The sequence below is a fragment of the Microlunatus flavus genome, assembly GCF_900110855.1.
GTDB classification, from domain to species: Bacteria; Actinomycetota; Actinomycetes; order Propionibacteriales; family Propionibacteriaceae; genus Microlunatus; species Microlunatus flavus.
In genome coordinates this window covers 27071-47914 of the sequence record NZ_FOFA01000007.1, presented here as the reverse complement: position 1 = coordinate 47914, position 20844 = coordinate 27071, and the positions used below count along the sequence as shown (strand labels likewise).

15 protein-coding genes are annotated in these 20844 nt (G+C 72.4%); 7 read left to right on the top strand and 8 right to left on the bottom strand.

Annotated elements, in window-relative coordinates:
• Positions 1 to 333 precede the first annotated feature (333 nt).
• The 4 genes from BMY04_RS15405 to guaD are packed head-to-tail and all read left to right on the top strand — an operon-like array spanning position 334 to position 6705.
• Complete coding sequence (locus BMY04_RS15405; protein ID WP_091182796.1) at positions 334 to 1869, top strand: xanthine dehydrogenase small subunit; 1536 nt, start codon at positions 334 to 336, stop codon at positions 1867 to 1869.
• Positions 1866 to 4331 carry a xanthine dehydrogenase molybdopterin binding subunit gene (xdhB, locus tag BMY04_RS15400; RefSeq protein ID WP_091182792.1) on the top strand — a complete coding sequence of 822 codons (2466 nt, stop codon included), beginning with the start codon at positions 1866 to 1868 and terminating at the stop codon, positions 4329 to 4331. Before BMY04_RS15405 ends, xdhB begins: the two co-directional genes overlap by 4 nt.
• Positions 4328 to 5401, top strand: a complete 1074-nt coding sequence (gene xdhC / locus BMY04_RS15395) for a xanthine dehydrogenase accessory protein XdhC (protein WP_139209887.1) — start codon at positions 4328 to 4330, stop codon at positions 5399 to 5401. The genes xdhB and xdhC overlap by 4 nt, the downstream gene beginning before the upstream one ends.
• Positions 5398 to 6705, top strand: a complete 1308-nt coding sequence (guaD, locus tag BMY04_RS15390; protein WP_091182788.1) for a guanine deaminase — start codon at positions 5398 to 5400, stop codon at positions 6703 to 6705. Before xdhC ends, guaD begins: the two co-directional genes overlap by 4 nt.
• Positions 6706 to 6772: 67 nt before the next feature.
• Here guaD and BMY04_RS15385 read toward each other — a convergent pair whose 3' ends face one another.
• The gene (locus BMY04_RS15385; RefSeq protein ID WP_091182784.1) at positions 6773 to 7663 is read right to left on the bottom strand and encodes a LysR substrate-binding domain-containing protein; all 891 of its coding nucleotides are present in this window, start codon (positions 7661 to 7663) and stop codon (positions 6773 to 6775) included.
• Between the two features lie 338 nt (positions 7664 to 8001).
• Here BMY04_RS15385 and BMY04_RS15380 point away from each other — a divergent pair, with 338 nt between their 5' ends.
• Positions 8002 to 9255, top strand: coding sequence for an MFS transporter (locus tag BMY04_RS15380; RefSeq protein ID WP_232506431.1), 1254 nt, complete (start codon positions 8002 to 8004; stop codon positions 9253 to 9255).
• Between the two features lie 137 nt (positions 9256 to 9392).
• On the opposite strand, the gene pucL is transcribed toward BMY04_RS15380, so the two are convergent.
• The 6 genes from pucL to aceB form a co-directional block, all read right to left on the bottom strand.
• Entirely contained in the window at positions 9393 to 10283 is an 891-nt protein-coding gene (pucL, locus tag BMY04_RS15375) for a factor-independent urate hydroxylase (protein ID WP_091182780.1), read from the bottom strand.
• A 57-nt stretch (positions 10284 to 10340) separates the two neighbouring features.
• The gene (gene uraH, locus BMY04_RS15370) at positions 10341 to 10667 is read right to left on the bottom strand and encodes a hydroxyisourate hydrolase (RefSeq protein ID WP_091182776.1); all 327 of its coding nucleotides are present in this window, start codon (positions 10665 to 10667) and stop codon (positions 10341 to 10343) included.
• Between the two features lie 31 nt (positions 10668 to 10698).
• Positions 10699 to 12150: a nucleobase:cation symporter-2 family protein gene (locus BMY04_RS15365; protein ID WP_091182772.1), complete on the bottom strand. Its 1452-nt coding sequence runs from the start codon at positions 12148 to 12150 to the stop codon at positions 10699 to 10701.
• 84 nt (positions 12151 to 12234) lie between these two features.
• Positions 12235 to 13137 (bottom strand): bifunctional allantoicase/(S)-ureidoglycine aminohydrolase, encoded by a 903-nt coding sequence (locus BMY04_RS15360; RefSeq protein WP_232506430.1) that lies wholly within the window; start codon positions 13135 to 13137, stop codon positions 12235 to 12237.
• The gene (locus tag BMY04_RS15355) at positions 13134 to 14471 is read right to left on the bottom strand and encodes a DUF6986 family protein (protein WP_091182769.1); all 1338 of its coding nucleotides are present in this window, start codon (positions 14469 to 14471) and stop codon (positions 13134 to 13136) included. The genes BMY04_RS15360 and BMY04_RS15355 overlap by 4 nt, the downstream gene beginning before the upstream one ends.
• Positions 14468 to 16066 carry a malate synthase A gene (gene aceB / locus BMY04_RS15350; protein WP_091182766.1) on the bottom strand — a complete coding sequence of 533 codons (1599 nt, stop codon included), beginning with the start codon at positions 16064 to 16066 and terminating at the stop codon, positions 14468 to 14470. The genes BMY04_RS15355 and aceB overlap by 4 nt, the downstream gene beginning before the upstream one ends.
• Positions 16067 to 16431: 365 nt before the next feature.
• On the opposite strand from aceB, the gene BMY04_RS15345 reads away from it, so the two are divergent.
• The gene (locus BMY04_RS15345) at positions 16432 to 18021 is read left to right on the top strand and encodes an NCS1 family nucleobase:cation symporter-1 (protein ID WP_091183461.1); all 1590 of its coding nucleotides are present in this window, start codon (positions 16432 to 16434) and stop codon (positions 18019 to 18021) included.
• Between the two features lie 4 nt (positions 18022 to 18025).
• Positions 18026 to 18748, top strand: coding sequence for an aspartate/glutamate racemase family protein (locus BMY04_RS15340; RefSeq protein ID WP_091182761.1), 723 nt, complete (start codon positions 18026 to 18028; stop codon positions 18746 to 18748).
• A gap of 118 nt (positions 18749 to 18866) precedes the next feature.
• On the opposite strand, the gene BMY04_RS15335 is transcribed toward BMY04_RS15340, so the two are convergent.
• A complete protein-coding gene (locus BMY04_RS15335; protein WP_232506429.1) occupies positions 18867 to 20702 on the bottom strand; it encodes a glycoside hydrolase family 15 protein in 1836 nt (611 codons plus the stop codon).
• Positions 20703 to 20844: the final 142 nt, after the last annotated feature.

Below are 20844 nucleotides of genomic sequence, written 5' to 3'. Positions count from 1 at the left end.
CGGGTGCCCCTTCCGCCAGGCTCGCGCCCTCCGCTGCACGGAGTCGCCGCACCGGCTGCGGAGAGGCTAGGGACACGGCCTCACGTCCGTCAAGGACCGCGAGGCGTGCGGCGTGAGGTCCTGCCGTTCTCGCTCATCGGAAGCGGACTTCCGTCCAGCGGCAGCCGGAGAGCGTGTGACGCCAGGTTCCGGTTACGCTACGAGTCACGGACCGACGCCGTTGCGCATGGATAACCGACGCCGGACCAGCCAGACTCGAGACCCAACCATGCGACGACGCCGACGTCCGGAGCCCGGGCGTGCGCGCCGTCGCGGCTCGGGACGGAGGCTGGCATGGCGGTGCCCTCGACGGCGGTGCCCTCGGTGGTCGAACCCACGGCGGGCGCGCCCTCGGTCGTGGTGAACGGCCGGGAACGCGCGCTCGGCGAGGTCGGCGGCCACGTGACGCTGCTCGACTGGCTGCGCGCCGAGGGGCTGACCGGGTCGAAGGAGGGCTGCGCCGAGGGCGAGTGCGGTGCCTGCGCGGTCATGGTCCTGCGTCCCGACGAGACCAGCAGCACGGCGGGCGCCGACGGCGCCACCGCCAGCACCTGGGTCTCCGTCAACGCCTGCCTCGCGCCCGCTGCGGCGCTCGACGGCCAGGAGGTGCTCACGGCCGAGGGCCTCGGACGCCCGGACGCCCTGCACCCGGTCCAGCGCGAGATGGCCGACCGGGGCGGGTCGCAGTGCGGCTACTGCACGCCCGGCTTCGTCTGCTCGATGGCCGCCGAGTACTACCGGGGCGACCGCTCCCCCGCCGCCGACGGTCAGGAGCCGGCTCACGAGCACGGCCCGAACGGCTTCGACCTGCACGCGCTGAGCGGCAACCTGTGCCGCTGCACGGGCTACCGCCCGATCCGCGACGCCGCGTACGCGCTCGGCACGCCCGTCGACGGGGACGCGCTGCTCACGCGCACCCGGACCGCGGCGCCCGCCGCGCGTCCGACCCGGACCTCCAGCCCGCAGGGGAGCTTCGTCCGCCCGGGGACGCTGGTCGAGGCGCTCGGGCTGCTGGCCGAGCACCCCGACGCCACGCTGCTCGGCGGCTCCACCGACTGGGGCGTCGAGCTCAACCTGCGCCACAGCCGTACGGGTCTGACCGTCGCGCTCGACCGTCTTCCCGAGCTGCGCAGCCTCGTCGAGACGGACGAGGCGTTCGAGATCGGTGCCTCGCTCACCCTCACCGAGGTCGAGCGTCGGCTCGACGGCCGCGTGCCGCTGCTGGCCGAGCTGTTCCCGCAGTTCGCGTCGCGGCTGATCCGCAACGCGGCGACCTTCGGCGGCAACCTGGGCACCGCGAGCCCGATCGGCGACAGCATGCCGGTGCTGCTGGCCCTGGACGCCCAGGTCGTGCTCGCCTCCCGGCGCTGCGAGCACCGCGTCGCGCTGGCCGACTACTTCACCGGCTACCGCGCCTCCGTCCGGCGGCCCGACGAGCTGATCAAGTCCGTGATCATCCCCAAGCCGCTCGCGCCGCTCGTCGCGTTCCACAAGATCGCCAAGCGCAGGTTCGACGACATCTCGAGCGTGTCCGTGGCGTTCGCGCTGACGCTCGACAGCCCTTCGACAGGCTCAGGGAGCGTGGTCACCCAGGCCCGCATCGGCCTCGGCGGCGTGGCGGCGACGCCGGTCCGCGCCCGGACCACCGAGGACGCGCTCGTCGGCCGACCCTGGACCCCCGAGGGGGCGGCCGAGGCGGCCGCGGCGCTCGGGAGCGAGGGCACGCCGCTCGACGACCACCGCGCGTCGGCCCGCTACCGGCGGGCGATGCTGCGCCAGAGCCTGCTCAAGCTGGTCAGCGAGCAGCAGACGGACGGAGCGTCCCGATGAGCACCCTGGCCGAGCGTCCCGTCAACCCCAAGGTCGGGCTCGAGGTCCCGCACGAGAGCGCGCCGCTGCACGTCACGGGTGCCGCGCTCTACACCGACGACCTCGCGGTGCGGATGAGCGGCGTCCTCACCGCCTGGCCGGTCCAGGCGCCGCACGCGCACGCGCGGGTCACCGGCCTCGACGTCGCGCCGGCGTACGCGGTCGAGGGCGTCGTCCACGTCCTCACCGCCGCCGACGTCCCCGGCGTCAACGACGCGGGCATCAAGCACGACGAACCGCTCTTCCCCGACGAGGTCATGTTCTACGGCCACGCGGTGGCGTACGTGCTGGGCGAGAACGAGGAGGCGGCCCGGCTGGGCGCCGAGGCCGTCCGGGTCACCTATGAGCCGCTCCCCTCGATCCTCACGCTGCACGAGGCGATCGAGGCCGAGAGCTTCCAGGGCCACCAGCGGACGCTGTCGCGCGGCGACGCCGAGGCGGGGCTCGCCGGGGCCGCGCACCGCTTCTCCGGCGAGGTCGAGATCGGCGGCCAGGAGCACTTCTACCTCGAGACGCACGCCTCGCTGGCCCACGTCGACGAGGGCGGCCAGGTCTTCGTGCAGTCGAGCACGCAGCACCCGAGCGAGACGCAGGAGATCGTCGCGCACGTGCTCGGGCTGGCCAGCCACGCCGTGACCGTGCAGTGCCTGCGGATGGGCGGCGGGTTCGGCGGCAAGGAGATGCAGCCGCACGGGTTCGCCGCGGTCGCCGCGCTGGGTGCCGTCCTCACCGGGCGCCCCGTGCGCCTCCGCCTCAACCGCACGCAGGACCTCACCATGTCGGGCAAGCGGCACCCGTTCCACGCGAGCTGGGAGGTCGGCTTCGACGCCGACCACCGCCTCTGCGGGCTGCGCGCGACCCTGACCAGCGACGGCGGCTGGAGTCTCGACCTGTCCGAGCCGGTGCTCGCGCGGGCGCTGTGCCACGTCGACAACGCCTACTGGATCCCCGACATCGAGGTCCTCGGCCGCGTCGCGAAGACCCACAAGACGTCGCAGACCGCGTTCCGTGGGTTCGGCGGCCCGCAGGGCATGTTCGTCGTCGAGGACATCCTCGGCCGCTGCGCTCCCCTGCTCGGCGTCAGCGCCGAGGAGCTGCGCCGGACGAACCTCTACCTGCCCGGCCAGGCCACCCCGTACGGCCAGCCGGTCCGCCACGCCGAGCGGCTGCGCGACATCTGGCAGATCCTGCTCGAGCGCTCCGGCTTCGCCGCGCGCACGGCCGAGGTCGAGGCGTTCAACGCCGCGCACCCGCACACCAAGCGCGGGCTGGCGATCACGCCGGTGAAGTTCGGCATCTCGTTCAACCTCACCGCCTTCAACCAGGCCGGTGCCCTCGTGCACGTCTACAAGGACGGCTCGGTGCTGATCAACCACGGCGGCACCGAGATGGGCCAGGGCCTGCACACGAAGATGATCCAGGTCGCGGCGACGGCGCTGGGCGTCCCGCTCTCGGCCGTCCGGCTCGCGCCGACGCGCACCGACAAGGTTCCGAACACCTCGGCCACCGCGGCCAGCTCCGGCGCCGACCTCAACGGCGGCGCCATCCGGAACGCCTGCGAGCAGATCCGCGAACGCCTCGCCGACGTCGCCGCACGGATGCTGAACGTGCACCCGAACGACGTGAGCTTCGTCGACGGCGTCGTCACTGGCATCGGCTTCCACGACCGCCAGATCGCGTGGGCGGACCTGGCGCAGGCCGCGTACCACCAGCGGGTGTCGCTGTGGGCCGCCGGCTTCTACCGCACCGAGGGCCTGCACTGGGACGCCGAGCGCATGCAGGGCGAACCCTTCAAGTACTTCGCGTACGGGGCCTCGGTCAGCGAGGTCGAGGTCGACGGGTTCACGGGGGCCTACCGCGCGCGACGCGTCGACATCGTGCACGACGTCGGCGACAGCCTCTCCCCGCTGATCGACGTCGGGCAGATCGAGGGCGGCTTCGTCCAGGGCGCCGGGTGGCTCACGCTGGAGGAGCTGCGCTGGGACACCACCGACGGGCCGCACCGCGGACGGCTGTCGACGCAGTCGGCGAGCACGTACAAGCTCCCGAGCTTCTCGGAGATGCCCGCGGACTTCCGCGTGCACCTCTTCGAGCGGGCCACCGAGTCGGGCGTGGTCTACGGCTCCAAGGCCGTCGGCGAGCCGCCGCTGATGCTCGCCTTCTCCGTCCGGGAGGCGCTGCGACAGGCCGCCGCGGCGTTCGGACCGGGCGGCGTGGAGGTCGACCTGGGCAGCCCGGCCACACCGGAGGCCGTCTTCTGGGCGGTCGAGGCCGCACGCTCCGGGCACCCCGAACCCGCCCTCGCCGAGTCCGCCGCGAGCGAGGCGTACGCGGCCGGCGAGCACTCCGGCGCGGTCGCCACCGAGCACGCGATCACCGAGTCGGCGTCCACGCCCGGCTCTCCGTCCTTGGCCCAGGCATGACCGACTGGGTCGGGGCGGTTCAGCAGCTACGACGCGACGGCGAGGCCGGCGTCCTCGTCACGGTCACCGCCGTGCGCGGGCACGCCCCGCGTGACGCCGGCGCCAAGATGGTCGTGAGCACGGCGCGCACCTGGGGCAGCGTCGGCGGCGGCAACCTCGAGCAGACGGCGGTCGACCGGGCGCGTGAGCTCCTCGTCTCGGAAGCGTCGACGCCGGAGACGCTCGAGATGCGCCTCAACGAGCATGCCCGCACCGAGCACGGCCGGCAGTGCTGCGGCGGCGAGGTGACCCTGCTCCTCGAACCCCTCCCCGTCCGCCCCACCGTCGCGATCTTCGGCGTCGGGCACGTCGGCTACGAGCTCGCGCGGATCCTGTCGCGCCTCGAGCTGTCGCTGCACCTGGTCGACTCGCGGACCGAGGAGCTCGACCCGCTGCGCCTCGCGGACGTGACGGAGGGCGTCGCCGACGTCACCGTGCACCGCAGACTGGTGGGCGAGACCGTCCTCGAACGCCTCCCCCGCGGCGCGCACGTGCTCGTCATGACGCACGACCACGCCGAGGACTTCGCCCTCTGCGACGCGGCGCTCCGGCTCCCCGGGCTCGGCAGCGTCGGGCTGATCGGGTCGAGCGCCAAGTGGGCCAGGTTCCGTCGCAACCTCCTCGCCGAGGGCCACGACGAGGCCGCGCTCGCCCGCATCACCTCGCCCATCGGCCTGCCCGGCATCACCGGTAAGGACCCGGCGGTCATCGCCGTCAGCGTCGCCGCCGCCCTCCTGCAGACCCTGACCGCCGATCGCGAGGAACGCTCCCTGAGCTCACCGAAGGGCCGGGAACGCTCCCTGAGCTCACCGAAGGGCCAGGATCGCTCCCTGAGCTCACCGAAGGGCCACGAACGCTCCCTGAGCTCGTCGAAGGGCCACGAACGCTCCCTGAGCTCGTCGAAGGGCCGTGAACGCTCCCTGAGCTCGTCGAAGGGCCGAGAACGCTCCCTGAGCTCGTCGAAGGGCCCCGAAGGGGTTGGCGTCCACCCGACCACCGCGTCGCACGGCTCGAGGGGGACGGGCGCATGACCCTCTACCGCGCCCTGGTCGTCGACGTCGCCGCGAACCCCTTCACGACCGAACCCTCCGCCGCCCTCCGCGCCGACGACGACGCCGGCCTGCTCGTGCGCGACGGTCGCGTCGTCGAGCGCGGCCCGTACGCCGACCTCCGCCGGTCCCACCCCGACGAGGACACCGTCGACCTGCGTGACGGCGTGCTGCTGCCGGGGTTCGTCGACACCCACGTGCACTACCCGCAGGTCCGCGCGATCGGCGGGCTGGGCATGCCGCTGCTCGACTGGCTCCGTGACTGCGCGCTGCCGGAGGAGGCGCGACTGGCCGACAACGCGTACGCGGCCGTGGTCGCCGAGGAGTTCCTCGACGGGCTCGTCGCGGCGGGGACGACGACCGCGCTCGTCTTCGGCTCGCACTTCGCCGACGCCGTCGACACCCTGTTCACGGCGGCCGAGCGGCGCGGCCTGCGGATCACCGCCGGGCAGGTGGTGAGCGACCGCATCCTGCGCGACGAGCTGCTGACCACGCCCGAGGTCGCGCTGTCCGAGGGGCGCAAGCTCATCGAGCGGTGGCACGGGCAGGACCGGTTGCGGTACGCGGTCACCCCGCGCTTCTCGCTCTCGGCCTCCGAACCGCTGCTCGACGTGTGCGCCGAGCTCCTCGACGCGGCGGACGGCCTGTTCCTCACGTCGCACGTCAACGAGAACGGCGCCGAGGTCGAGGAGGTTCGCGCGCTGTTCCCGGAACGGCGCCACTACCTCGACACGTACGCCCACCACGGCCTCGTCGGTCCCCGCACCGTGCTCGCGCACAACGTGCACCCCACCGACCACGAGCTCGACGTCCTCGCCGACGCCCGCGCGTGGGTCGCGCACTGCCCGACGAGCAACGCGGCGCTCGGCAGCGGGCTGTTCCCGCTGCGGCGCCACCTCGAGCGCGGCGTCGGCGTGGCGCTCGGGAGCGACGTCGGGGCCGGCACCGGGTTCTCGCTGGTCAAGGAGGGGCTGCAGGCCTACTTCGTGCAGCAGCTCCTCGGCGCCGAGGGCGTACCGCTGTCCCCCGTGCACCTGCTGCACCTGACCACGCGCGCCGGCGCCGAGGCCCTCGGCCTGTCCGACCGCGTCGGCGACCTGGGCGTGGGCAAGGAGTTCGACGCCGTCTGGCTGCGGCCGGCGCCCAGCAGCACGCTGGCGGTCAACCTGGCCCACGCCAAGGACGCGAGCGACCTCCTCGCCCGCGTCTTCGCGCTCGGCACGCCGGCCGACGTGGCGGGCGTCTGGTCGGCCGGTCGCCGGCTGATCACCGCGAGCGGTACCTGACCTCGTTGAGCGGTACGCCTGCCCGGTCGCCGAACGCTTCGGAGCGGGAAGGCCTACCGCTCGCGGGTCAGCGCGGCGAACGTTCCGACGCCAGGTGCGGGCCGAGCGGCAGGTTGACGATCGCCCGGCTGAGCGCCTCGATGGGCTCGCGGGCGGAGCGCGGGTTGTCGACGAGGGCCATCTCGACGTCGGGCAGTGCGGGCAGGTCGAAGCGGCCCGAGAGGATCCGGAGGTCGCCGGGCACCCGGCTCTGGGCCAGGACGCAGATGCCGATGCCCGCGCGGGCGGCCGCCAGCACGCCGTTGATCTCGCGGGTGTTGCACGTGATCCGCCAGGTGCGGTGAGCCTCGTCCAGGGCGTTGATGGCGGCCGACCGGCTGAGGCTCGGTGCGTGGTACGTGATCACCGGGACGGGCTGGTCCGGCGCAAGCTGGATCCGCTCGATGCCGACCCAGACGAGCCGGTCGCGGCGGACGAGGGTGCCCCGGCCGAGGTCGGCCTCCTGGTTGATGAAGATCAGGTCGAGGTGGTTGGCCACGAGGCGGCGGTAGAGCGTGCCGCTCTGGGTGACGGTGAGCTCGAGGTTGATCCGGGGGTAGAGCTCGCGGAACTGCCGGAGGATCGTCGGCAGCTCGCTCAGCGCCAGCTCGTCCGCCGCCCCGAACCGCAGCCGGCCGCTCATCGCCGAGCCCGTGAAGTACGCGACCGCCTCGTCGTTCGCCGCGAGGATCGTGCGCGCGAAGCCGGCCATGGCCTGACCGTTGTCGGTGAGGGACACCGAGCGGGTGTCGCGGCGCAGGAGCTGGCGCTTGGCCACCTCCTCGAGCCGCCGCACGTGCTGCGAGACGGTCGGCTGGCTGAGCCCGAGCTGCTCGGCGGCGCGCGTGAAGCTGAGGCCCGTCGCCACCGCGAGGAAGGTGCGCAGGAGCACCGGGTCGAAGGTCACGTCCTGCGCCATCGGCACCCCTCGTCCGCCGCGCCGGGGCCTCGTACGGCCCGGTCATTGGGGAACACAATAGGAGAAATCGAGTCCATTCCGCCGCGCAATCCTCCTTGAGCGTTTTAGTCTCGAGCGGTCGGTTCATCGTCGAGCCGAGACCCTGTGAGCCGGCGCCCCCCTCGTGAGGTGCCGCTCCGCACCGCCTCGCTTCTCGAATTCGGGTGAACCCTGTGTCCGCGGCTCCCGCCGAACACGCCCTGACGTCTCCGACGTCCCAGTCCTCCCAGCCCGCCGCGCGCACCACCGCAGCGTCCGCCCTGCGGCGCGCCGGACGCGTCCGCACCTGGCCCCGGTCGTTGGCCGCGCTGGAGGTGCGCGACTACCGGCTCTTCCTGACCTCCCAGGTCGTGGCGACCACGGGTCTGTGGATGCAGCGCATCGCGCAGGACTGGCTCGTGCTCGAGCTGACCGGCAGCGTGACCGCCGTCGGGGTGGCCGTGGCCCTGCAGTTCCTGCCGATGCTCCTGCTCGGCCTCTTCGGCGGCGTGGTCGCCGACCGCTTCCCCAAGCGGCGGATCCTCGTCGTCACGCAGTCGACCGCGGCGCTCGTCGCCGCCACCCTCGGCACGCTCGCGCTCACCCACACGGTGCAGGCCTGGCACGTCTACGTGCTCGCCGCCGTCCTCGGCCTGGTCACCGTCGTCGACAACCCGACCCGCCAGGTCTTCGTCTCCGAGCTCGTCGGGCCGCACCACATCCGCAACGCCGTGAGCCTCAACTCCTCGGTCTTCCAGCTCGGCGCGCTCGTGGGTCCCGCCCTGTCCGGTGCCCTGATCCACGCGGTCGGCCAGGGCTGGTCGTTCCTGCTCAACGCGGCGGCCTGCCTGGTCGTCGTGTCGATGGTGCTGGTCATCCGCCCGCAGGCCGCGCTCGTCCCCGAGCGCTCCGAGGGCGGTGCGGGCGAGCTGCGGGCCGCGCTGCGCTACATCGGGCGTACGTCGGAGGTCGCCTGGTCCATCGTGCTGGCCGCGACCATCGGCCTCTTCGGGCTGAACATGCCGGTGATCCTCGCGGCGTTCGCGGACCACGTCTTCACCGCCGGCGTCGGCGGCTACAGCCTCTTCAACTCCCTGAGCGCCCTCGGCGCGCTCGCCGGGGCGGTCGTGTCGGCCCGCCGGCACTCGGCGCCCCGGGTCCGGACGCTGACCGGGACCCTCGTGCTGCTCGGCGCCATGCTGATGGTCGCGGCGATCGCGCCGTCGGCCTGGGCGTTCGGCGCCGTGCTCGTCGTCGTCGGCTTCTGCACGCTGCTCTTCCTCACCGGCGCCAACTCGCTCGTCCAGACCACGGCGCCGCCCGCGCTCCGCGGTCGGGTCATGGGCGTCTACCTGCTCGTGCTGCTCGGCGGCCAGGCCGTCGGCGGACCGGTGGTCGGCTGGCTCATCGACCACGTCGGTGCCCGCGCGAGCATGCTCGGCTGCGGCGCGCTCGTGGCGCTGGTGTCCATCGGCGTCGGGCTCGTCATCGCCCACCGCGCGCACCTCACCGTGGAGCTCGAGCTGCACCGCCGCTCGCGGCTCGGCCTGCACATCGTGCACGCCCACCGCTGACCCGCCACTGCGGCCCTACCCCTCACACCCCGCCGAGCGGTAGGTTGCCGCGCCTGGGTCGACCGATTGGGCGCGGCAACCTACCGCTCGCGGGAGATCGGGAGAGAGCCTCGCCGGCCTGGGACGTGACCAGCAGCTCAGCAGAAGCCGGCGATCCCGACCCAGGCGGCGTCGGCCGTCGGGGCGCCCTCGCGCTGGAACGTCGCCTCGATGAGCCCGTACGGGCGGTCGGCGGCGTAGAAGACGACGCCCGGGTTGTCCAGCTCGAACGGCGACAGGTCCGACAGGAAGTGGTGCTTGTTCGGGCAGGAGAACTTGATCTCGTCGACGACGTCGTGCGCCTCGATGACCGCGGCCGCCATCGCGTGCAGCGTCTGCTGCAGGGCCTTCGAGTAGCCCTGCGTGAACGTGGTCATGATCGTCGCCTTGATGCTGTCGTACGTCGCGTCGAAGTCGAGGCCGTCGACCGCGTCGGCCCGGTAGCGCCAGCGCGTCGAGACGTCGGTCGCGAGGATGCGGTCCTCGGTCTCGGGCAGCGTCGTGTAGCGGTCGCGCGGGTAGCCGACGAAGCCGGACTGCGTCGTCTTCATCACCGTCAGGCCGGAGAAGCCCGAGATCAGCGCGTCGGTGCCGCCGTCACGGACGAGGACGGCGGTGCGGGTCTCCGGCGAGCTGCGGTAGAAGGAGTGGTCGTGGTCGCCGATCCGCGACCAGCCGAACTCCTCCGCCGCCCAGCGACCGCCGCTCACCCAGGCGAACTCACCGGTGAAGTGGTCGGCGAGCTTGACCAGGAACTGCTCCGGTGAGCTGATCGGCTCCCGGGCGAATGCGAAGATCGTGTTCTTCTGCGTGTCCGTCGCGACGACGTGGGCGTTGTCGCCCTCGAGGAACGCCGCGTCGAAGTCCCCCCGCAGCTGCGACGTCACGTTCAGGTCGACCAGGTCGTGCCGGTCGGTGTCGCGCGTGACGCGGACAACCCGGTTCTCGGCCTTGCCGTACTGGTTGGCGGTCAGCCGGATCTCGGTCATGGCGGTTCCCTCCGTCGGGTCGTGCGGGTCTGGACGCTCAGCAGGCGCGGTGCGGGCTCAGCTGCCGCGGTAGGTCGTGTAGGCGAACGGGCTCAGCAGCAGGGGCACGTGGTAGTGCGCCTGGCCGGCCTCGACGGTGAAGACGACGGGCACGTACGGGTGGAAGCACGCGACGCCCTGCGCGGCGAAGTGGGCGCCGCTGGCGAACCGCACCTCGTACGTCCCGGGCTCGAGCGCGTCGGGCCCGAGGTCGGTCACCCGGCCGTCGTCGTTCGTCACGGCCTCGGCGAGCACGCCTCCCGACGCGTCGGACAGCGTCACGGCGACCCCGGTGGCCGGCCTGCCGGCGCTCGCGTCGAGCACGTGCGCGGTCACGAAGCTCATCGGTCTCCTTCTGTCCGTCCGGCCCCCGGGCTCACGGGTTCGCCGCCCGCTGTTCCCCGCGCGCCACGGGACCCGAGGGGTCGAGTCTCGCCTCGTCCTCTCGCGAGATCGCCGCGGGGGCGGGCCCCTCGGCCGAGATCGGACCCTCGCTCGGCGCCGGCTCGCGGCCCAGGATGTTGAAGACGACGTTGAGCAGGACCGCCGTCAGCGCGGCCGCGGTGATGCCGGAATCGAAGATCACCGTGAACCAGGACGGGAACGCGTCGTAGAAGGTCGGCACGGCGATCGGGATCAGGCCCATGGCGAGCGAGAAGGCCACGATGACGATGTTCGCGTTGCCGGAGAAGTCGACCCGCGACAGGGTCCGGATGCCGCTCGCGGCGACGGTGCCGAACAGGGCCAGCCCCGCGCCGCCGAGCACGGGCAGCGGCACGAGCGCGACCAGCGCACCGAGCACCGGGAAGAGCCCGAGGACGACGAGGATCGCGCCGCTGACGGCGACGACGAAGCGGCTCTTGATGCCGGTGATCGCGACGAGGCCGACGTTCTGGGCGAAGGCGCTCAGAGAGAAGCCGTTGAACACGCTCGCCAGCGCGGTGGCCCCCATGTCGGCCCGCAGCCCGTTGGTCACCGTCTGCCGGTCGGCGGGCTTGCCGACGACCTCGCCGATGGCCAGGATGTCGGCCGTCGTCTCGGTCATGATCACCAGCATCACCACGAGCATCGAGATCGTCGCGCCGACGGCGAAGACCGGCGTCCCGAAGTGGAAGGGCGTCGGGACCTGGAAGATGCCGGCGTCGCCGATGCGGGAGAAGCTGGTGAGGCCGAAGGGGATGGCCACGACGGTGCCGAGCACCAGCCCGAGCAGGATCGCGACGCGGCTGAAGAACGGCGGCGCGAAGCGGTAGATCAGCACGATGATCACGACGGTGAGGAACGCGACGAGCAGGTTCGTCGGCGCGCCGAAGGTCGGCGTCACCCCCGGCGTGCCGCCGCCCGCCCAGCGGATGGCCACGGGCAGCAGCGAGATGCCGATCACCGTGATCACGACGCCGGTGACGACCTCGGGGAAGAAGTGCAGCAGCTGGGTGAAGACGGGCGCGATCAGGAAGGCGATCGCCCCCGCCAGCAGCAGGGCGCCGAAGATCGCGCGCAGCCCGTCGCGGCCGCCCCCCGCGGCCAGACCCACGGCGAGCATCGTGGAGACGGCCGCGAACGAGGTGCCCTGGACGATCGGCTGCCGAGCCCCGATCTTCCAGACCCCGAGGGTCTGCAGGAGGGTCGCGACACCGGACATGAACAGCCCGGCCGAGACCAGGAAGGTGATGTCGGTCGGCGAGAGCTTGAGCGCCGTGCCGATGATCAGCGGCACCGCCACGACGCCCGCGTACATGCTGAGCACGTGCTGCAGCCCGTAGAGCAGCATCTGCGGGGCGGGCAGCACGGCGTCGACCGGGTGCCGGTCCTGCGCGGTCTGGGTCATGCCCGACATCGTGCTGACCTCTCGTGACGGGTGGGTGTCGGTCGGGTCGCGGTCCTGGGCCTGCGACCTCTCAGCGACGCGGTGTCAGAGGAACTGCCGCGAGAGGCGGGCGTGCCGGTTGACGTCCTTGTAGAGCAGGTAGCGGAACCTTCCCGGACCGCCCGCGTAGCAGGCCTGCGGGCAGAAGGCCCGCAGCCACATGAAGTCACCGGCGGTGACCTCGACCCAGTCGGTGTTGAGGCGGTAGACCGCCTTGCCCTCGAGGACGTAGAGGCCGTGCTCCATCACGTGGGTCTCGGCGAAGGGGATCACCGCGCCGGGCTCGAAGGTGACGACGTTGACGTGCATGTCGTGGCGCAGGTCGGCCGGGTCGACGAACCGCGTCGTCGCCCACCGGCCGTCGGTGTCCGGCATCGGCGTCGGGGCGACGTCGCGGTCGCTGCTGACGAACGCCTCGGGCGCAGGGAGGCCCTCGACGCGCTCGTACGCCTTGCGGACCCAGTGGAAGCTCAAGGGGTCCGTCCCGTCGTTGTGCAGCGTCCAGCGCTGCCCCGGCGGAAGGTAGACGAAGCTGCCGGCCTCGAGCCGGTGCTCCGTCTCGTCGAGCGTCAGCCGCCCCTCCCCGTCGACGACGAAGAGGACGCCCTCCGCCGCGGGGTCCTGCTCCGGGCGGTCGCTGCCGCCGCCGGACGAGACCTCCATGACGTACTGCGAGAACGTCTCGGCGAAGCCGGACAGCGGCCGTGCGAGCACCCACGCGCGGGTCGCGTCCCAGAAGGGCAGGTAGCTGGCCGTGATGTCGCGGATCACGCCGCTGGGGATGACCGCGTACGCCTCGGTGAACATCGCCCGGTCGGTCATCAGCGCGGTCTGCGGAGGGTGCCCGCCGGCGGCGACGTGGTAGCCGGTGAACGGCAGCGGCGCGCCCTGCGGCTCCAGCCGGGCGGGGTCGGCGCTGGTCGGGTCGGTCGTCCCGGGGCTGGTCACGCGTGCTCCTCCTCGAGCGGGGGGACCGGAGCGCGGAGGCTCTCGGTGTCGGACTTGGGCTGGGCCAGGCGGGCCAGCGCCGTGCGGTCGAGGCCGGTCGCGCCGCGCAGCGTCTCCTCGTCGACGGCCCCGCAGGACACGCCGCGGTCGACGAAGCGGGCCAGCGCCCGCGCGGTCGCCGGCTCGTCGAGGACACCGCCCTCGTCGCGCTGCAGGTACGCGCGCAGGCGGCCGGCGGCGCGGTCGAAGCCGCCGGCGAAGAACGCGAAGGTGGCCAGGAAGCGGGTCGGCAGCTGGCCCGGGTGCAGGTCCCAGCCCTGGTAGTAGGCGCGCTCCAGGCTGCGGCGGACCAGGTCGTGGTGCAGCCGCCAGGCGTGGCGCACCGCGTCGGCGTCGCCCACGGGGAGCACGTTCGTGGAACCGTCGGAGAGCTGCACCCCGGTCTCGGCGGCGGCGGTCTGCATCACCAGCTTGGCGTGGTCGGCGGCGGGGTGCGCCATCGACTGCTGCTCGGCGGCGACCTCCAGCGAGGCGCTGTAGTCGTACGTCCCGTAGTGCAGCCCGGTGACCCGACCGGCGCCCGCGTGCAGCGCGGCGGCGACCTCGTTGCGGCCGTCGGCGCCCAGGACCAGCGGCGGCGTCTCCACCTGCACCTCGAAGCCGAGACGGCCCTCGGGCAGCCCGGCCGCCCGCTCGATCGCCGCGCAGGCGTCGACCATCACGTCGACCTGGCTCGCGGTGCTGACCTTCGGCAGCGTCAGCCGCAGGCCGTCGGGCAGCTCGCCGTGCTCCAGCAGGGTGGCGAGGAAGAGGTCGAGGGTCCGCAGCCCGCGGCGCCGAGTGGGCGCCTCGAAGCACTTGAACCGGATCCCGACGAAGGCCGGTGCCCGCCCCTCGCGCAGCGCGCCGGCGAGGGCGGTCGCCGCCCGGACGACGTCGGCGTCCTCCTGCGCGTCGCCGGGCCGGCCGTAGCCGTCCTCGAAGTCGATCCGCAGGTCCTCGACCGGCTCGCTCGCGAGCTTGGCGACGACGCGGGGCGCGACCCGCTCGGCGACGTCGTCGGGCAGCCCGACGAGCGCGGTCAGCGCGTCGATCCCGCCGTGCTGGTCCAGCAGCGCTGCGGCCTCGCTCCCCCACCGCCGCGGCAGGTCGGCGGTGTAGCGCGGCCCGGGGACGTAGACGGTGTGCACGGGCTGACGCTGCCCGCGACCGCCCGGGTAGGCCCGGGCCAGGTGCGCGTCGGTCTGCGCCAGCCGGGCGTCGGCCTCGTCGAGGAAGGCGTTGTCGAGGAACGTGCCGCCGAGGAGCGTCCCGGCCAGGCCCCGGTCCGTCATGCCACCTGCTCGTACGCCGGGAGCGTCAGGAAGTCGACGAAGTCGTCGGACAGGCAGAGGTCGGAGATCAGCCGCTGGGCGGGGCGGTAGTAGCGCTCGAACGCCGCGTCGCCGACCTCGCCGTGCAGGCGGCCGGCCTCCTCCTCGATCACGCGGGCGACCAGGTCGCGGGTGACGGGCTCGCCGGTGTCGGAGAGCACGGTCGCGTTGCGGATCAGCTGCCACACCTGGGCCCGGCTGATCTCCGCGGTCGCCGCGTCCTCCATGAGGTTGTGGATCGCGACGGCGCCGTTCCCGGAGAGCCAGACGGCGGTGTAGGCGAGCGCGACGTAGAGGTTGTTGCGCAGCCCGGTGAGCGTGTTGGAGCCCGGCGCCGAGCTCACGTCGAGCAGCTCCTCGGCGCTCACCTGCACGTCGTCGCGGCGGCGGTCGACCTGGTTGGGCTTGTCGCCGAGCACGGCGTCGAAGACCTCCCGGCACACCGGCACGAGGTCGGGGTGCGCCACCCACGAGCCGTCGAAGCCGTCGCCGGCCTCCCGCTCCTTGTCGGCGCGCACCTTGGCGAAGGCGGCCGCGTTGACCTCGGGGTCCTTGCGGTTGGGGATGACGGCGGCCATCCCGCCCATGGCGAAGGCGCCGCGGGCGTGGCAGGTCTTGACCAGCAGCTCCGTGTAGGCGCGCATGAAGGGCGCCGTCATGGTGATGTCGGACCGGTCGACGAGCACGAAGTCCGGCCCCGCGTCGCGGAAGTACTTGATGATGCTGAAGAGGTAGTCCCAGCGCCCGGCGTTGAGCCCGGAGGCGTGGTCGCGCAGCTCGTAGAGGAGCTCCTCCATCTGGAAGGCCGCCGGGATCGTCTCGATCAGCATCGTCGCGCGGATCGTGCCGTACGGGATCCCGAGCTCGGCCTGGGCGAAGGTGAAGACGTCGTTCCACAGCCGCGCCTCGAGGTACGACTCCATCTTCGGGAGGTAGTAGTACGGCCCCTGCCCGTTCTCGAGCAGCTGCTGCGCCAGGTGGAAGAAGTGCAGGCCGAAGTCGACCAGGGCGCCGACGCCGCGGCGGCCGTCGAGCAGGACGTGGGCCTCGTCGAGGTGCCAGCCGCGGGGGCGCATGACGACGACCGCGAGGGGGGCGTCGGTGCGCAGCGCGTACTCCCGGCCGTTCTCGGCGGTGAAGGCGAGCGTGCCGCGGGCGGCGTCGCGCAGGTTCGCCACGGCGTCGACGACGTTGGCCCACGCCGGGCAGCTCGCGTCCTCCATGTCGGCGAGCCAGACCTTGGCGCCCGAGTTCAGCGCGTTGATCGCCATCTTGGCCGGGGTCGCGGGCCCGGTCATCTCCACGCGGCGGTCCCGCAGCGCGGGCGGCGCGGGGGCCACCTGCCAGTCGGACTCCCGGACCTCGCGGGTCTCGGGCAGGAAGTCCAGGCGGCCGGTCCGCGCGGCCTCCTCGCGACGGGCCCGCCGCGCGCCCAGCAGCTCGTCGCGCCGGTCCGCGAACCGCTCGTGCAGCGCCTCGACGAAGGCCAGCGCCTCCGGCGTGAGGATCTCCTCGGCGCGGGCGACGGGGGTCGGGTCGGTGAGCTCGAGCGTCATACGGGCCTTCTCTCGGGTGCGTGAGCCGTCGGCGGTCGTCGGGATCATCGTGGCAGCACTCTCCACCGCGGGCTCGCCCCGCCGCCGTACGGTCGGTCGGGAGCGAACGGGCGACTTCCGTTGGGTGGACTTTAGTTTCTGCTGAATGGAACAGCAACCGTGCGCGACCTGCCGGGGCACGCACCGCCGGCCACCGCCCCTCTACCCCTCGGCACCGCGGCTCGCCGGGTTCGACCCAGAACTGGTGCACGGTCTTCACACCGTTGACATGAAGATTCCTCAGGATGAGCGGGACGGCGCTCGACGTCGAGGGCCACCTCAGCCAGCGGAACCGACGTTCCGACAGCCACCGCGGAGGAGCCTCCATGAGCCAGCGGTCCCAGAACGGCCTGACCGACCTCGCCGAGCACGTCGGCTCCGACGCCCAGGAGCATCCCGCGGGGCACGGCGGCGGCGACGGGCTCGTCAAGCCCGGCTACGACGACCGCCTGGCCAACACCGACCTCGCGCCGCTGAAGAAGCAGAGCTGGAGCGCGTACAACATCTTCGCCTTCTGGATGTCCGACGTGCACTCCGTCGGCGGCTACGTCACCGCGGGCGCGCTGTTCAGCCTCGGCATCGCGTCGTGGCAGGTGCTCGTCTCGCTGGTGATCGGCATCGGCATCGTCATGGTCTTCTGCAACCTGGTCGCCAAGCCGAGCCAGATCACCGGCGTCCCCTACCCTGTGATCAACCGGGCGGTGTTCGGCGTGCGCGGGGCCAACCTGCCCGCCATCATCCGCGGCTGCATCGCCATCGCCTGGTACGGCGTGCAGACCTACCTGGCGTCGACGTCGCTGATGATCATCTTCCTCAAGTTCCTGCCGGGCTCGGCGGCGCTGAACGAGACGACCTTCCTCGGCCTGTCCCCGCTCGGCTACCTCTGCTACGCGATCCTGTGGGTCGCGCAGGCCGCCGTATTCTGGCGCGGCATGGAGGCGATCAAGCGGTTCATCGACTGGGCCGGTCCCGCGGTCTACGTGGTGATGATCGTCCTCTGCGTCTACCTCGTGGCCAAGGCCGGCATCGGCAACATCAGCCTCAACCTGTCGTCGGGCGAGCCCCTGTCGCTGGCCGCCTCGATCCCGGTCATGATCGCCGCGATCGCGGCCGTGGTGTCGTACTTCTCCGGGCCGATGCTCAACTTCGGCGACTTCTCCCGCTACGCGAAGACGTTCCGCAGCGTCCGCAAGGGCAACTGGCTCGGCCTGCCGCTGAACTTCCTCTTCTTCTCGATCCTCACCGTCGTCACCGCGTCGGCCACCGTGCCGGTGTTCGGCGAGCTGGTCACCGACCCGATCGAGACCGTGCAGCGCATCGACTCCGGCTTCGCGATCCTGCTGGGCGGCCTGACCTTCGTCATCGCGACCGTCGGAATCAACATCGTCGCCAACTTCATCTCGCCGGCGTTCGACTTCTCCAACGTCAACCCGCGCAAGATCAGCTGGCGTATGGGCGGCATGATCGCGGCCGTCGGGTCCGTCGTCCTCACGCCGTGGAACTGGTACAACTCCAGCGAGGGCATCCTCTTCACCCTCGGCATCCTCGGCGCCCTGATCGGCCCGCTGTTCGGGATCCTCATCGCCGGCTACTACCTGATCTCGAAGCAGCGGGTGTGGGTCGACGACATGTACACGATGTCGACGTCCGGGCGGTACTGGTTCCGCAACGGCTACAACCCGAACGCGGTCGCCTCGGTGATCATCGGCGGCCTGCCCGCCATCGCCCTCGTCCTCGTCGGCGGCGTGGTGTGGGGCGGCTCGACGAGCGCGATCCTGTCCCACGCGGGCGACTTCAGCTGGTTCGTCGGCTGCGGGCTCGGCTTCCTCGCCTTCTGGCTGCTGGAGCGTTCGCGCCCGGTCATCGGCCGCCTCGACGAGGACCGGGAGCTCTGCCACGACGGGCAGGGCCAGTAGCGGCGTGCGCATCCTGGTCGTCAACGTCAACACGACGGAGTCGATGACGGCGACGATCGCGGCGACCGCCCGGGCGGCCGCGTCGCCCGGGACCGAGATCGTCGCCCTGACGCCGTCCTTCGGGGCGGAGTCGGTCGAGGGCAGCTACGAGAGCTACGTCGCCGCCGTCGCGGTGATGGAGGCGGTGCGCGCCTACCCCGAGCCGTACGACGCGGTCGTCCAGGCGGGCTACGGCGAGCACGGCCGTGAGGGGCTGCAGGAGGTCGCGGACTCCCCCGTCGTCGACATCACCGAGGCGGCGGCCATGACCGCGCAGCTCCTCGGCCACCGCTACTCGGTGGTGACGACGCTGGACCGCACCGTTCCGCTGATCGAGGACCGGCTGCTGCTCGCCGGCCTCGCGCAGCGGTGCGCGTCCGTCCGCGCCAGCGGCCTCGCGGTGCTCGAGCTGGAGTCCGACCCGGCCGCGGCGGTCGAGGCGATCGCCGCGCAGGCCGAGCTCGCCGTGCGCGAGGACCACGCCGAGGTCGTCGTCCTCGGCTGCGGCGGCATGGCCGGGCTGGCCGAGGCCGTCGCCGCCCGCACCGGCGCCCCGGTCGTCGACGGCGTCGCCGCGGCGGTCACCCTCGCCGAGGGCCTCGTCCGCCTCGGCCTGACCACCTCCCGCGTCCGCACGTACGCCCGCCCGCGGCCGAAACGGTTCGTCGGCTGGCCCCTGCCGGTCTAGCCGACCCTTCCCTTCCCTTCCCTCCCTTTCCCGGAAAGTGGTCAATCCGGGCCCGCGACACGCCGCGTGCATGCCCGGGAGTGACCACTTTCCGAGGAGGAGGAGGGTTCCGGCGGGGTCAGCCGAGCTCGCGGTCCAGGTTGTGCGCGGCGCTGATGAGCGCGAGGTGGGTGAAGGCCTGGGGGAAGTTGCCGAGCTGCTCGCCGTTGAGGCCGATCTGCTCGGCGAAGAGCCCGAGGTGGTTGGCGTAGGTCATCATCTTCTCCAGCGCCAGCCGCGCCTCGGCGATGCGGCCGACCCGGGTCAGGGCCTCGACGTACCAGAACGAGCACAGCGAGAAGGTGCCCTCGCCGCCCGAGACCCCGTCGGGCGCGCTCTCGACGTCGTAGCGGAACACGAGGGTGTCGGTGACCAGACGTTCCTCGACGACCTTCAGCGTGGACAGGAACCGCGGGTCGCGCGGCGCGACGAACTTCACCTGGGGCATCAGCAGCAGGCCGGCGTCGACCGCCTTGGAGCCCGTCGCCTGGACGAACGTCTGCTGCTCGTCGTCCCAGCACTCGTCCATCACGTTGGCGTAGATCTCGTCGCGGACCCGGGACCACTCGGTGATGTCGCCCGGCAGCCCCCGCTGGCGGGCCACCCGTACGGCGCGCTCGATCGCGACCCACTCCATGATCCGCGAGGTCGTGTGCTGGCGCGGCTCGTCGCGCGACTCCCACATGCCGGCGTCCGGGGCGTCCCAGTGCTCCAGGAGCCAGTCCACGAGGCGGCGGAGGTCCTGCCAGGCGTCGTAGCTGATGCCCGGGCCGTACTTGTTGTAAAGGTAGATCGAGTCGATGAGGTCGCCGTAGATGTCGAGCTGGAGCTGGCCGGCGGCGGCGTTGCCGACGCGGACCGGCTTGGAGCCGGCGTAGCCCGCCAGGTGGTCGAGCTCCTCCTCGTCGCTCGGGATGTTGCCGTCGAGGTCGTAGAGCACCCGGAGCGGGCCGAGCTCCTCGCTGCTCTGCTCGTCCTGCTCGCCGAGCCGTTCCGACAGCCAGCGGATGAAGGCGGCCGCCTCGGAGAGGAACCCGAGCCGCAGCAGCGCGTACAGGCTGAAGCCGGCGTCGCGGATCCAGACGTAGCGGTAGTCCCAGTTCCGCCCGCCGCCGATCTCCTCGGGCAGGCTCGTCGTGACGGCGGCGACGATGCCGCCGCTCGGCTCGTGGCAGAGCATCTTCAGCGTCAGGGCGGACCGGTTCACGGTCTCGCGCCAGCGGCCCTTGTACGACGACTGGCCGATCCAGTCCTGCCAGTAGCGGTTCGTCGCGCCGAACAGCGCGTCGGCGTCGCCGGCCTGGCAGGGGACGAAGTCGTCGCCGTCCCCGGCGTCGAGCACCTCGAGCACGAGCAGCACCCGGTCGCCCTCGGACAGCCGCAGGTCCGCGACGACGTCGTCGCCCTCGATGCGCAGGTCCGCCGTCGCGCTCAGCCCGAGCCGCAGCGAGGCCGACTCGATGAGCACGCCGCCGTCGACCTCGCGCAGGGTCGGACGTTCGCGGGCGTAGTCGGGTCGCGCGGCCAGGCGCATGGCCAGGCGGATCTCGCCACGCACGCACTGGACGCGCCGGACCAGGCGCTGCCGGTGCTCGGCGTCGTCCGGCTTGAGCAGGGGCATGAAGTCGTGCACCTCGACCATGCCCTCGTCGGTGAGGAAGCGCGTGTTGAGGATGTTGGAGTCCGGGAAGTAGAACTGGTGCGCCCGCACCTCGCCGTCCACCGGCCGCAGGTCCCATGAGCCACCCTTGTCGGTGTCGAGGAGCCGGGCGAAGACGCTCGGGGCGTCGAAGCGTCCCGGGCAGAACCAGTCGATGCTGCCGTCGGTCGCGACCAGGGCCGCGGTCCTCAGGTCGCCAACCATCCCGTGGTCGGAGATGGTCGGGGGCGGCGGCTGGTCCTCCTGGCGGGTCACCCCGTCAGCCTGCCAGGGCGGTCCGTACGCCCCGGGGTCGAGGCGAACACGTACCTTCCCGTCGGGCCGGTGCCGCCCTGGCGTGTCGCGCGGCCGGTCGCGCTCGTCGACCCCTACGCAGGGGAGCCCGCACGCCCGCCTT